Source organism: Woronichinia naegeliana WA131 (assembly GCA_025370055.1).
Lineage (GTDB): Bacteria > Cyanobacteriota > Cyanobacteriia > Cyanobacteriales > Microcystaceae > Woronichinia > Woronichinia naegeliana.
Map to the genome: position 1 here is coordinate 5,991,648 of CP073041.1, position 12,921 is coordinate 6,004,568.

A 12,921-nucleotide genomic window follows, 5' to 3' on the forward strand; every position below is an offset into this window, starting at 1 on the left:
AATCCTCAACTCCTTAAGAAAGGAATTGTAATCATCTCCACTTCACTGGCTACTTGTGGAAAGTTGGTTTCAATCCTCAACTCCTTAAGAAAGGAATTGTAATTTTGGATGCCAATAAACAAAATCGAAATCAAAAAAGGTTTCAATCCTCAACTCCTTAAGAAAGGAATTGTAATTTGTCCATAATATAAAACCATGCTGAAATGTATGTGTTTCAATCCTCAACTCCTTAAGAAAGGAATTGTAATCTTGTTTGTGTGAGAAATTCTCACGTGAGAATTTCTGTTTCAATCCTCAACTCCTTAAGAAAGGAATTGTAATAGGAGATGGGATTACGGGCCAAGGTTGGCTTTAATGGGGTTTCAATCCTCAACTCCTTAAGAAAGGAATTGTAATCTGTCGTCAATCTCACAGATGGCGGCCCAGATGGCAACGTTTCAATCCTCAACTCCTTAAGAAAGGAATTGTAATCAAAATTTGGCCAATCGCTCAAAGATGCTGCTTCCCATGTGTTTCAATCCTCAACTCCTTAAGAAAGGAATTGTAATTAGTTCAGGGAATAGGATGCTCCGTAAAATTGAGCGTTTCAATCCTCAACTCCTTAAGAAAGGAATTGTAATCTCAACCGTAAACGGCTCAACCGAAACATATATAAATGTTTCAATCCTCAACTCCTTAAGAAAGGAATTGTAATGGCTAAACCAATATCTGATCCGCCCGATTGAATGTTTCAATCCTCAACTCCTTAAGAAAGGAATTGTAATCTTTAATTTTAAAGATTGGCAATCAGAAAACATCAGTTTCAATCCTCAACTCCTTAAGAAAGGAATTGTAATGGGAATGCGATCGCGCCGATGGCGTTAACGCTTGACGTTTCAATCCTCAACTCCTTAAGAAAGGAATTGTAATATGGCTAATTACGAAAATTTCTCGCCTGAGTATCAGACTGCAATCAGTTTCAATCCTCAACTCCTTAAGAAAGGAATTGTAATTATGGATACGTCTAACCCCTTGGCCTCGGCAAGCCTTAAGTTTCAATCCTCAACTCCTTAAGAAAGGAATTGTAATCCGATCCGCCGCCAAGGATAACCCGCTACAAATTGTTTCAATCCTCAACTCCTTAAGAAAGGAATTGTAATAGCTGGCGTTTGAAAACCTTACGGAGTAAAGCTTTCAACATCTATTTGCGCGGCACATCTTCAAAAATGGATGATCCGATACCAACCAATTGTAACAGAATAGCTGAAAACCTTACCCAGTAAGGTGCGCGGTTGATTCCTTCGCTAAAACCTCTAGAACCATTGTAGAGCAAGGGATAGGAGCAGCAGACAGGTTTCCCAAAAAATTACACCTATCCCCCCGCGCAACAGAAATCGTTCTAGCGATGTACTAAAAGTGAGTTAGAGATACATTTGGGGGTAAATCAGCCGTTAACTCCACCTCATAATCACTGAAATGACGCGGATATTCAACCCCTGACTTTAACTGAATAGAAAGCAGATCAAATAACTTGTGAGTAGGATAATTACCCAAAGGAGACTCATGGCTAAAAATCCAAATGCCCTGGGTCGCCATCAATCCTCGTGCCGAAGAACGATCCACCTCAAACGCTTTGAGTATCGCTTCCCAAAACAAAGCTAAATCCTCCGTTGAAACACCCGTTTGTTGGACAAAATGCGGCGAAATAAAACCATAACTCTTATAAAGACCATAGGGAATAATATTTTTACGCCCCATCGTCTTATTATCCTTGCCCTCAGTGGCTTCCGTCGCCGCACAACGAGTCACCGACAAATTAATAGGTAATACTTGATCCAAAGATTCAGCAAAGGACAATTGCACCGCACCGCGCACTTGACCCGCATTTTTACCCGTAGAAAGCACCGCGCCAAACATCCGAATATCATAGAAATTTTGACACATCCAATCCCGCGCCAAAGCCACATCCTTGGGAGCCGTTAACCGCTTTTTGTCTCCCAACTTTGACTCCAAATCATTGGCCGTAATTGACTCCGCGATCGCCTCATTGAGAATTGAATTCTCTGCGACAAAAATCCGTTGATCCGTCGTTAAAGTAACATAATTGCGAATCTTGCGTTTCAGACAAGCATCAGTGATTAAACCGTGACCCGTTTGTAAATCCGTGCGGGGCGTATTATCGGCATCAGGATCACCATTAGGATTACCATTTGTACAATCCAAAAGCCAGATAAAGTCATGTTTTTTAGTCGGATCGAGATGAATAGACATGGATTTTTTTCCTGTTTGAATAATAGAAATGAACGTGAATTAGGCGATCGTTGGAAGAAGACACGCTTTTAGGTTTTATCCCACTAAATCCCCCTTGGGAAGGGAAACTTTTAAGCGTTGATTGGTCTGTTTCCCTTTTTTAAAAGGCTACTGTGTACAGACCTCTTGAAAAAGACACGCTTTGAGGTTTGATCCCCCTAAATCCCCCTTAAAAAGGGGAACTTTTGAGCGTTGATTGGTCTGTTTTCCTTTTTTAAAAAGCTACTGTGTACAGACCTCTTGAAAAAGACACGCTTTTAGGTTTGATCCCCCTAAATCCCCCTTAAAAAGGGGGACTTCAAACCTTTAATTTGTCTTCCTCCTTTCAACGCTGTTCGTTACACAAATCTCCTGATCAAAAAAACTCAAAGCCATACACAGCAAGCTTTTCATCTTCTCCCCCCTTTTTAAGGGGGGCTGGGGGGGATCGAGTCCCAGTAAGGGTTTCAGCAACTTGTGCGTAATGGATAGCTTTGAAAGGGGGGCTAGGGGGGATTTTATGACTTTGTACACAGTAGCGATTAATAATTTAATTCGATAGATTAATCATCCGCGTTAGACTGCGTATCGGATTTATCAGCCTCCTTGGTTTTGCGATGTAACTCAGACCAAAAACCTAGATCAAAATGGGCTTGGGCATTGGTATCAAAAACCTGGGGAATATCAGTCTTTTCAGTTAAATCAGCAATTTTTGCGTTAATTTCAGCTAAACGTTCAACGTAACTTTGCATAGTCTTAAATTGCCAACTTTCAAATAAGGCTAAATGATGTGTAGCCCCTGATCCTAAACGATGACTCATGGGTAAGGGAGAACAACCTGCTGAAGCATAGGCTTTCATAGCATTTGTATTAGTAAGTTGAAAATATTGTCCCTTTTTCTTATTAGTTTTGGCTTCCTGTTCTAAAAGAGCATGGACTCCTAATAAACGCCCATACTGAAACGCAATTTCATGTGTTGGTGTCACTTGATTCCTCCTTTGTAGAGAATGAATATACATATTGAGAGCCAGCGATCGCGCATAGGACAATGAACTAAAGAGTTCAACGCCTTCAATTCGATTACGATGACAAATATTTTGGATAAAGGCGCTCGGTAATGGTTCCCCATAGATAGCATTGCGAACAATACTATTAACCGTGCGAGGTAAAATTTCCTTAGACTCTCGAACCCCCGCCCTAGCTAACTGCCAAATACTCAGATAACCCCAACGATGATCCCCCGACTTATCCGACCATTCTCGACCATAACCAGGTAAAAAATGAGGTTGGGAAGAATCATTTTGAGCTTGACTATTGAGAATTTGACTGTCCAGCCATTGCTGATAATGGGCCGCAAAATTAGGTTCCTGAATTTCTACCCAATCACGCACAACAATACGTCCCGCATTCCCCGTTAACGCTAAAATATAAAATTGCCAATCGGGATCAATATTTTGCTTGGACTGCTGGAATTGCGATAGATAATCTTTCACTGCTTGAGAATTAGGAGTACCAAACAAATCGCCACTGGCTAACCCAGAATCACTCCAAAAAGCATAGACGATATTGGCGATCGCAATGTGATGCTTTTGCTCACGGAGAAGATAACTGAGAGCCTGGGATAAAAGTTCATCTGCTTGTACACTGAGAGGAGACACTAAGGCCCCTTCCAAGCCATAGGAAGAACAGGAGTCAAGATAGGCACTGAGTAAAGAACCGCCCTGGGCATTCGTGCCAGGTACACCCTTAACCTGTAAAGCAAATTTAGTCGTGATGGGAGCAACTTCTCCTGTCGCTAAACATTGCCCTAAAAGACGATTTTCTCCCGTTAACTCATCCACATATCTTGCCCAAAATCGCTGAACAGAAGGTAAATCATGGACTAGGATTGACTCATCCTTAATGGCAAACATCACCGCTAAACTGGGATCAATTTCTAGACTCGGTTTGGTTTGCAAAAACGCTAAAATAGCCTTAACAGCCGATTCGTTAGTTTCTCGATAACAGCGTTCCAAAAGAGCTAAATAAGCTTCATTTTCGGGGCCGTCTCCTAACACATATTTGGCAGTGTCGGTAATTAATTTGGGTTGCAGGGCATTGCGACGAATATGGGGACAATCGTATTTGCGTCCAGCTTTCGGCTTTTTGGGTTTACCCTTATGATCAAATTGTGCGGTTTCCAATGGTTCTAAGAGATAAAAACTGCCATCAGGATTCAAGCGAATCTGATAATAAACGGTTAATTCAGCGTAACCAGTGGGCGGTAATTTAGAAACAATTGATTCTCCAAATTTAACCAATTGAGTTAGGATTGTCATTTCGTCACCTCCATTACTCCTTGCCGTATTTTGGCGGGAAAAAATTTAGGTTTGCTTCCCGTTTCTGCAAACTCGATGGAATGCAACATTAAGCCTAAATCGGTGTTTAAATCCGCTAAGGGGCGATCGCTATCTTCTGGTTCTGCAAAATAGGCAACAAACTCTCGACAACCTAAAAATGGTTGCTGAAAACATTGTCCTTTGGCTACACGCCGCTTAAAAATTTCCGTATATTTGGTTAACGGATCGGTCGCATGGGATTGTAGGCGAATTTCTAGGGTGATCAAATAGGCCACATTGCGTAAAATCAGGGCGTGACGTTGAGTTCGATCCTTTTCAATTTCGATAACGCTCCCCGTTTTTGCCGAACGATCCGATTGACGGGATTTGATCATATTGCGAAGAATTGAAGTCTTTTGAATGGGATGTAAAACACCAATTCGCACAATTTCATAGGCAATTTCGGGCTTCCAAAAAATGGCCTCGGCCACACCCTTAGCCGCCGTTGGAGTGATTACATCATAGGACACCTGTTCAGTTTTAAATTCAGGTCGAGTGAAAAGAGCGCGATCGCCCCAAACCTTAAAGGTAATTTCCATCAGAACTGCCTCAGCGTTGAACAGAAAACAAGACTTGCCAGGAGCAATTACGGTGACTATTTTGCGACAAACAGTAAACTTCCCATGATTGCGAACGATAGGGCATTTTCCCTTCACGTTTAGCGCGGTTTAGTGTTGCTGTTGAGACATTCACCAATGCTGCTGCCCGTTGAGTTGAGCAACAGGACTCGATCACAACCTTCTGGGGCATATCGAACACACTCAGTTGTTTAGCTACCATTAAACTAACCCCTTAATTTCTACTAAAAATATTATGTCCATTAAACCAACCTATTGACAAGGGGGGAGCAAAAAAATATTTTGGAGTGAGGATTGAAACAGTTTAATGGTTCATGATAAGTAAAAGCAAACCTCAGTTATCTGGGGCTTTGAGGATTTCAAGACTCCCTCATCAGGGACAAACCCAAACCGTCAAAGACCATCTCCTCGAAACAGGAGCGATCGCCGCCAGGAACCTAGAACATCTGAGCCAAATTAACCTGCTTGTTATTTCCCTCGCTCAGACCGCAGGCCACTGGCACGATTTGGGTAAATTCAGCAACGAATGGCAAAGCTATCTCAACCAAGGGATTCCCAAAAAGTCCCCTGGCCATGCCAAACAGGGCGCGATTCTAGCCTTTCAACAAAAATGCTATCCCGTCGCCAGTGCGATCCTGGGTCATCATGCCGGTTTGCACAATTGGACAAATGTCGATAGTTTGCAAGAAAAACTCAAAAATAAGTCTGATTGGGATGGGATTAAGGCGATCGCCGAGCAAGAATTTTCCCCCGAATTTTTTCAAGCTCCCGACTACAGCTTGAAGGATTCTAAAAATGAAATCTCTAAAGATGAACTACTAACTCGCATTATTTTTTCTGCCCTCATTGATGCCGATCACGAAAGTGTGGCCCGTTTTATGGGAACTTGGCAAGAACCGCAAACTGTTAGTTTAGAAACTATCCGCGATCGTTTTGAAAATTACGTTCAAAAATTAACGAAAAACTCGGAATCTAGCCCCATTAATCAGATTAGAACCGACATTTATCAAACCTGTCGTCAGTCAGCCTTAAATGAGCCAGGCTTCTTTCGACTCAGTACACCGACTGGGGGCGGAAAAACTCTCAGTGCCATGATTTTCGCTCTGGATCATGCCATTCACAATCAACAAAATCGGATTATTTATTGTCCACCTTATACCAGTATTATCGAACAATCTGCTGATATTTACCGTCAAGCCTGCGGTGAAGATGTTGTCTTAGAACACCATAGTGGCGTAATTTTTGAGAACGAAGAAGAATTAAAAAATTATGAAATAGCGTCTCAACGTTGGGATTATCCCATTATTGTCACTACCACCGTTCAATTCTTTGAAAGTTTGTTCAGTCGTCACCCTAGCCAATGTCGAAAAGTTCACCGTATCACCAACAGCGTTATTGTTCTAGATGAAATTCAAGTTTTGCCCGAAAAATATCTCGCTCCGATCATGCAAATATTACGTGAATTGGTGGAAGATTGGCATTGCACCGTTGTTTTTTGTTCCGCAACTCAGCCTTGGTACGGTGTATTAAAACCACCCACTTTTGAAGATATTATCCCTCCGCAAAAACGCGACCAACATTTTGCTATTCTTGGCCAACGAGTTCACTATCATTATCAGCCGACTCCTTGGACTTGGGAAGATTTACTAAGAGATATTCAACAAAATCAACACCCAAATGCCCTGATTGTCGTTAGCCGTAAAAAAGCAGCTAAAACAGGATTTGAGGCTCTTTCTCTGCTCGGCAATTGTTATCATCTTAGCACTAATTTATATGCTCAACACCGCCGCCAAATTATTCAAGAAATTAAACAACGCCTCAAGGAAAAATTGCCCACTTTTTTGATTAGTACCCAGTTAGTTGAAGCGGGAGTTGATCTTGATTTTGATGCAGGCTATCGTCTGATTACAGGTCTAGATTCTATTATTCAAACCGCAGGTCGTATTAATCGCAATCATCGCCCCTCAAGTTCTCCGTTAACTATTTTTGACCTAGAAAATTGTGAAAGATTACCCAGCGATCGCCAACGAATACTTTATACTCAAAAAAAACTAGAAGATTTACAAAAACAAAATAAAATTCAAGCCTTGGATCAAGAGGAAAATTGTTCGGGCTATTTTAAAACCTTATTTACGGCTAAACATACTCAGTCCTCTAACCAAGTCAACAATTTTGATGAAGAAGATATTAACTCTAAAAGATTAAATTATGAGTTTAAAAAGGTTAGTGAGGCCTTTAAACTAATTGAAGAAAATAACAAAATTGATGTCATTATTACCCGCGATCGCCGTGCTTCTGAACTGATTAATAAACTTAAGTCAGATAACTTTCTCAATCAAAAAGAATGGCGTGAACTTTATCAATATTCCGTTAGTGTGACAACCGCGATCGCCCAAGCCAAGGGGGAAATCATCAATCAGAATGTTTGCCTATGGAAAGGTGATTATGATCAGTCTCTTGGTCTTATTTCGACAAATTAGACGCATGATCAAGACCCTCTCAACAAAAATTAAAAATGGCTCAAGCGGGATTTGAACCTGCGACCTTGGGCTTATGAGTCCCCTGCTCTAACCACTGAGCTACTGAGCCTAGTTTTCACTTTTCCTATCCTACACCAATATTTGCATCTAAGTAAACCTTTCAGACAAACTTTTAAACAAAAAAGAGAGCCGTTTAGCTCTCTCTTTCTAAAATCAAAATATAGTTTATATGCTCTATTCAAGAGAATCTAACATTTTATCGTTGAGGCAAAAAGGCGATCGGATTGACGGCCCCTGTACCATCGGGACGAACTTCAAAATGAAGATGAGGCCCTGTGCTACGTCCAGTACTGCCCATCTCTGAAATTTGTTCTCCCTGGGCAACCATTTGACCTTCGCGAACCAGAACTCGGCTGTTGTGACCGTAATAGGTGACACTGCCATCCGCATGGCGAATTTTAACCAAGTTACCGTAACCACCAGAATTCCACCCTGCCGAAACAACCTCACCATGAGCCGCAGCAAATACGGGCGTGCCAATGGGGGCTGCAATATCGATGCCTTTGTGCATCCGACCCCAACGACGGCCAAAGCCAGAAGTAAGCACGCCTTTTGCGGGCCAAATATAACCCGTAAATTGGGTGGGGGCATCGGGAAACTCAGGAATTGATAGGGGGGGCAAATTGGGATTTACCTCTTGACCGACTGGAATACGAAAACCGTTGTTATATTCCTGGGGGTCAACGGGAGCAGATCCCACAATCTGAGATGAGGAAGTCTGGGAGTTTCTGACCGAAGGACGATATCCTCGTTGCAGTTGATTTAAAGTACTTTTGGGAGCGGTCATTCTGGCTGGCAAGTTTTGTTCATTACGCCATTCTGGATTGATATCCTCGCCTTCACTCTCTAGGCGATCGCCGCCAACGGATTGAGAAACCACTGGGATTGATTGAGAAGAAGAATCAAAAGAACGGCTTGTCGGTTGAATACGGGCCACGTCCGATTTTAATTGATTAGTAAAGGTGGGCGATTCAACGGCAATCGGAATGACAGCAACTGTATTCGATTTAGACTGCACTGGGGCTGACGATTGAAAAACCACAGGACGATCATTATCAACCGGTGCGAAAGTGGGATCTTCTTTAGGCGCGATCACCATTGCAGAACGACTGGGAATAATCAAACGTTGATTCGGCTTAATCAGATTAGGATTATTAAGCTTATTGGCTTGCAGAATAGCTGCGCTGCTAACACCATGCTGACGAGCAATCCCATTGAGGGTATCACCTTGGCGAACTCGATAATGGTCTTGACCTTGCTCCTCTGGAACAGCAGAAAGAACTGTCGGAGGGGCTGGCTCTTCTACGGCAACAGGCACAACTGGCAAGGTCTTGGGAGTTGGATTATTGATCGAAGCTTGCACTGTTCTCAACGGCTCTAAGGCGGGAGGGGTAGCTGTGTTTGCTGGCGGCATAACGGGAATAGTGATCGGCTTGTCAAAATTCTGAGCCGAAGGTGTGAGGGCAACCGGAGCAGGAGGGTTATCGATCTTGGTAACAGACTGATTAACAGCAACGGTGGAATTAACCGATGACGGAACTGACTTCTGGAGTGGGGGTAAAACCACCGGTAAAATGTTACGAGCCGTGGAGTTATTAGGAATCGACTGAACTTCAATTTCTCGTTTAATCGGCGCGATTACATTCGTTTCTGGGGTAGGAACAGCGATCGGAATAGGTTGATCGAAATTCGCCGCTACTCGAACTGGAACAGGAGAAGCCGCAATGGGGGGAATATTGCCAGACGTTATACCCGCTTTGCGAGCAGCCGGAATTAAAGTCCCTTGAATGTCCGGCGAAGGAGGTAGAATCACCTGAATGGGCTGACTGACATCGGATACCGTTGCAGAGGTCTCTGGCGAGGGAACTGGACTGGCTAGAGCGACCGGACTTGACACGGCAGTTGGGACTAGCACCGATGAATGAGAGACTGCATTGGGAATAACGGTTGGAGCCGAAGCGTTAGGAAGCGTTTGGACAGCAAGGGTTTGAATAGTTGAGTTTGACTGTTGTCTAGGGGCAGCTGTCGGGATATTAATAGTCTGTCCCGTTGTTAAGGACGCATTGCGAGATAGTTGATTGGAAGCGGCGATCGCTGCGGGTTGAACTTGAAATTCTTTACTAATTTGCCAGACGCTTTCCCCTCTTTGGACTTCGTATTTGAGGGTAGGAGAAGCCAACTTGCTACTGCTATCGGCAATATTAATATTATGGGTCGCAACCGTATTTTCTGAACTTTCTGAGGAAGTAGTATCCCTGGCCACCGGCGTTTCTGCATCGGCATGGCTGGGAAGATTTGTCAGTGTTGCCTGGGGGTTCCCGGTTGCAGTCGTGGCATTGGCTTTATGGGAAAGAATCATGCCGGTGGCACTCATCGAAATTGCTAACCCAATCATGGCCGCCGAACGACGAACCCGACGGTATCCCTCGCTTGGGGCTAATGAATCTTCTAATGACTTAACCCATAATGCAAAGGTATCCTCTGGCGGCTCGGTTAAGCATGAGGGGATCGGTGTGACCTTCTGTGTGAATACGTCTTTCAAGAAGAACCTCCTGGTGTGTGAATGAGCGTTTAACACGCTTTATTGACTGTGAAAAGTAGTCGCTAAACGAAAACAGCAGCAATGGAGTTGGAGCATGACCTAAGCCAATATACTCATTTAAGGGATTGCTAAAGCAGATTAGCGTGCTTTGAAAAATTAAACAAGTCTAGAGAAGTAGAGAGGAAACACGGCTCTATCTCTAAAATGACAAGGAGTTAAACTTGAGCAGATGACGTAACAAGACCCAGAATGTTTCAGAGAAAGCCGCTATTTTTCTTGATCCCCAAGGCTTTACCTCTGATCAAAAAATAGGATCTATCGTCTGAATCCAGCCGCTTTAATAATGAGAGATAACAATGATTGATGCAGAACGGGTTAGTGGTAAGTCGATATAAATTTCTTATCAGTTGTGGCAATATTTTGACCGTCCACTGCGTATTTCTGCGTAATTCCTGGAGGACAGAGAGCTCAGTTCCATCGAGACAAGTCAGAAGCCAATGATGGAAAACAGAAGCTTTGTATTATCTTGGTCGTGATGTCGGTGATGGGCTTCAGGGAAGGCTTTGAGGGGAATATTCAAGTTGTCGGTATGCTTCAAATAATCCGATCGCCACGCTTACAGAGAGATTGAGACTGCGAACAACCGGTTGAGGCATGGGAATATAAAGCAATTCTTTACATTTCTCTCGTAACTCACTAGGTAGTCCATCCGTTTCACTGCCAAAGACTAACCAATCGGAGGCTTGATAGTGGTATGATAAATAGTTTTGCCCGCCTGCCACACTAAAGCCAATGAGGTTTCCGCCTAAGGTCTGCCAATGGGCTTGAAATGCTTGCAGATCAAGGTGATAGTGAAGATTGACCTGGGGCCAATAATCTAGACCAGCCCGCTTCAAATAGCGATCGCTCAATTCAAAGCCTAAAGGGCCAACCAGATGCAATTCTGAAGCCATTGCAGCACAAGTTCGGGCAATATTCCCCGTATTAGGCGGAATTTGGGGGTTAATTAAGACTATTTTCAGCATTGACTGGCAATTACCTTGTTTTATGGCGTTTTATAAGCTTTGATGTCCGTTTAAAAGCTTTCTGGCTAATTAATCACAATTTCTTATCATTTGGTCATAACTATCCATTGATTAAATTTTATTAAGGTTTTAGACCACTCCCCAGGCTTGACAAAGATAATCTTCCAGGGAGGCCTCTTCGGTTTCTAGCCCCAAAATGGCCTGCTCTAAAATTTGGTTCAGGGAAAAACCCATCTCATACTGACTTAACCACTGTTGAGCCGTATTGCCTTGGCGAAGAATAGATTTAAGCGGCGACAGAAAGCAACTAAAGCCTTGTTGTTTAGCCAAAGGATAAACCGTTTCATAAAGTTCACTGATCCAATCCCTGGCTAAAAGAGGATGACCATCCTGCCAGTGCAACAGGGTTGCATCTAAACTATGCTGGGCGGCAGCGACTTCATTGGCATCGGTCAAGGTTAACAATTCCGTTGGTGATAACTGACTTTGTTGGAGAGGATCTAGAGAAGGATCCGCCAACATTTGCATCAGACGGGCTTCCAGCAGGGCAATAATGGCCAGTAGGGCAATAGGATTGGTCACGAGATCACAGATGCGTAATTCCAATCGATTGAGGTTGTAGGGTCGATTATCTCCATTAGGTCGCACGGAGGCCCAGAGATGACGCACATTTTGCATTGTTCCTAGGACTAACTGTTCCTCTGTCCATTGCACAAAATGAGCATGACTCGTGAAAAGTGGGACTTGAGCAGGGGTTTTCGGAAAAACTTGCCAACGGGTGGAGTGGGAACCCATGACCTGACCGTTGAAAAAAGGAGAGGAGGCACTCAGGGCTAAATAGAGGGGAGCTTCTAGACGAATAAGGCGACAGGCTCGTATTAATTGTTCAAGGTCAGCGATGCCAATATTAATGTGAATGCTGGCTGTCACGACTTTAGTGCCGTAGGTTTGCTCAATATAATCATGGTAGGGATTTTGGGGATCAGAACGATAGAAGCGATCGCCGCCACCGAGAGACAAACAACTACCAGGGATAAGAGTATAGTTCCCTTGCTTGGCTAAATATTCCCGCAATTGACGACGGGGCCGCAAAATCGCGCAGAGCAATCGTTCATAGTTACTGAAGGGAGCGGTGGTATATTCCACATTACGGCTGTCAGGTTCTCTGACAAATCCACTTAAATCTCGCACAATCCGATCTGATAGGCCGATGATTTCTCCTTGAGGAGTCCCTGTGTAAATTTCAATTTCAACACCTTTGGTTAATAGCACCCATCACTCCTGATGACAAACGTTCGCCACTCTTTATTATCTGGCATCTGGTTCAGGTTTGATTCACCCTAGCGGATGGGAATCAAGTTTAGGTCGGTCAACCGAATTAACCCGTCTTGCTTCGGTTCCCTTGAATCTCAATATTCCCCTCAGTCGTTCAGACAGAATCGATGTGAACAACGACTTTGAGTTTCATCGGTATCATACAGCGATCGCCCTCTGCTTTCCTATTCCAAGTAATGGCAATTTTAAAGTTTAATCAACAAGGTGACAGCGATCGCACTATAGTTACAGGAATCCGCGATCGCGATTTTAAAG

At 43.4% G+C, this 12,921-nt stretch carries 6 protein-coding genes, 1 tRNA gene, 2 pseudogenes and 1 CRISPR repeat array (1 of these 10 cut by a window edge); of the genes and pseudogenes, 1 reads left to right on the forward strand and 8 read right to left on the reverse strand.

Going from position 1 to position 12,921, the window contains the following annotated elements; translation table 11 throughout:
- Positions 1–1,139: a CRISPR direct-repeat array (repeat unit 37 nt; unit sequence GTTTCAATCCTCAACTCCTTAAGAAAGGAATTGTAAT) (it extends 76 nt beyond the left edge of the window).
- A gap of 250 nt (positions 1,140–1,389) precedes the next feature.
- The 3 genes from cas7c to cas5c all read right to left on the reverse strand — a co-directional run bounded on the left by cas7c (position 1,390) and on the right by cas5c (position 5,185).
- Positions 1,390–2,250, reverse strand: coding sequence for a type I-C CRISPR-associated protein Cas7/Csd2 (gene cas7c / locus KA717_30490; protein UXE59978.1), 861 nt, complete (start codon positions 2,248–2,250; stop codon positions 1,390–1,392).
- 581 nt (positions 2,251–2,831) lie between these two features.
- Positions 2,832–4,586: a type I-C CRISPR-associated protein Cas8c/Csd1 gene (locus KA717_30495; protein ID UXE59979.1), complete on the reverse strand. Its 1,755-nt coding sequence runs from the start codon at positions 4,584–4,586 to the stop codon at positions 2,832–2,834.
- Positions 4,583–5,185 carry a type I-C CRISPR-associated protein Cas5c gene (gene cas5c, locus KA717_30500; protein UXE59980.1) on the reverse strand — a complete coding sequence of 201 codons (603 nt, stop codon included), beginning with the start codon at positions 5,183–5,185 and terminating at the stop codon, positions 4,583–4,585. Before cas5c ends, KA717_30495 begins: the two co-directional genes overlap by 4 nt.
- A 353-nt stretch (positions 5,186–5,538) precedes the next feature.
- Here cas5c and KA717_30505 point away from each other — a divergent pair, with 353 nt between their 5' ends.
- Entirely contained in the window at positions 5,539–7,704 is a 2,166-nt protein-coding gene (locus tag KA717_30505) for a CRISPR-associated endonuclease Cas3'' (GenBank protein ID UXE59981.1), read from the forward strand.
- 36 nt (positions 7,705–7,740) lie between these two features.
- On the opposite strand, the gene KA717_30510 is transcribed toward KA717_30505, so the two are convergent.
- The 5 genes and pseudogenes from KA717_30510 to gshA form a co-directional block, all read right to left on the reverse strand.
- Positions 7,741–7,813 (reverse strand) — tRNA-Met (locus tag KA717_30510).
- Between the two features lie 147 nt (positions 7,814–7,960).
- Positions 7,961–8,332 (reverse strand): annotated as a pseudogene (locus tag KA717_30515) (M23 family metallopeptidase).
- A 603-nt stretch (positions 8,333–8,935) separates the two neighbouring features.
- A pseudogene (locus KA717_30520) lies at positions 8,936–10,123 on the reverse strand (LysM peptidoglycan-binding domain-containing protein).
- A gap of 734 nt (positions 10,124–10,857) precedes the next feature.
- Positions 10,858–11,331 (reverse strand): tRNA (cytidine(34)-2'-O)-methyltransferase, encoded by a 474-nt coding sequence (locus KA717_30525; protein UXE59982.1) that lies wholly within the window; start codon positions 11,329–11,331, stop codon positions 10,858–10,860.
- 129 nt (positions 11,332–11,460) lie between these two features.
- Positions 11,461–12,603 (reverse strand): glutamate--cysteine ligase, encoded by a 1,143-nt coding sequence (gene gshA / locus KA717_30530; protein UXE59983.1) that lies wholly within the window; start codon positions 12,601–12,603, stop codon positions 11,461–11,463.
- Positions 12,604–12,921: the final 318 nt, after the last annotated feature.

Excerpts from the sequence above, each read along its gene's own strand:
- cas7c (UXE59978.1), bottom strand. The coding sequence starts at position 2,250 with ATGTCTATTCATCTCGATCCGACTAAAAAACATGACTTTATCTGGCTT.
- KA717_30495 (UXE59979.1), bottom strand. The coding sequence starts at position 4,586 with ATGACAATCCTAACTCAATTGGTTAAATTTGGAGAATCAATTGTTTCT.
- cas5c (UXE59980.1), bottom strand. The coding sequence starts at position 5,185 with ATGGAAATTACCTTTAAGGTTTGGGGCGATCGCGCTCTTTTCACTCGA.
- KA717_30505 (UXE59981.1), top strand. The coding sequence starts at position 5,539 with ATGATAAGTAAAAGCAAACCTCAGTTATCTGGGGCTTTGAGGATTTCA.
- KA717_30525 (UXE59982.1), bottom strand. The coding sequence starts at position 11,331 with ATGCTGAAAATAGTCTTAATTAACCCCCAAATTCCGCCTAATACGGGG.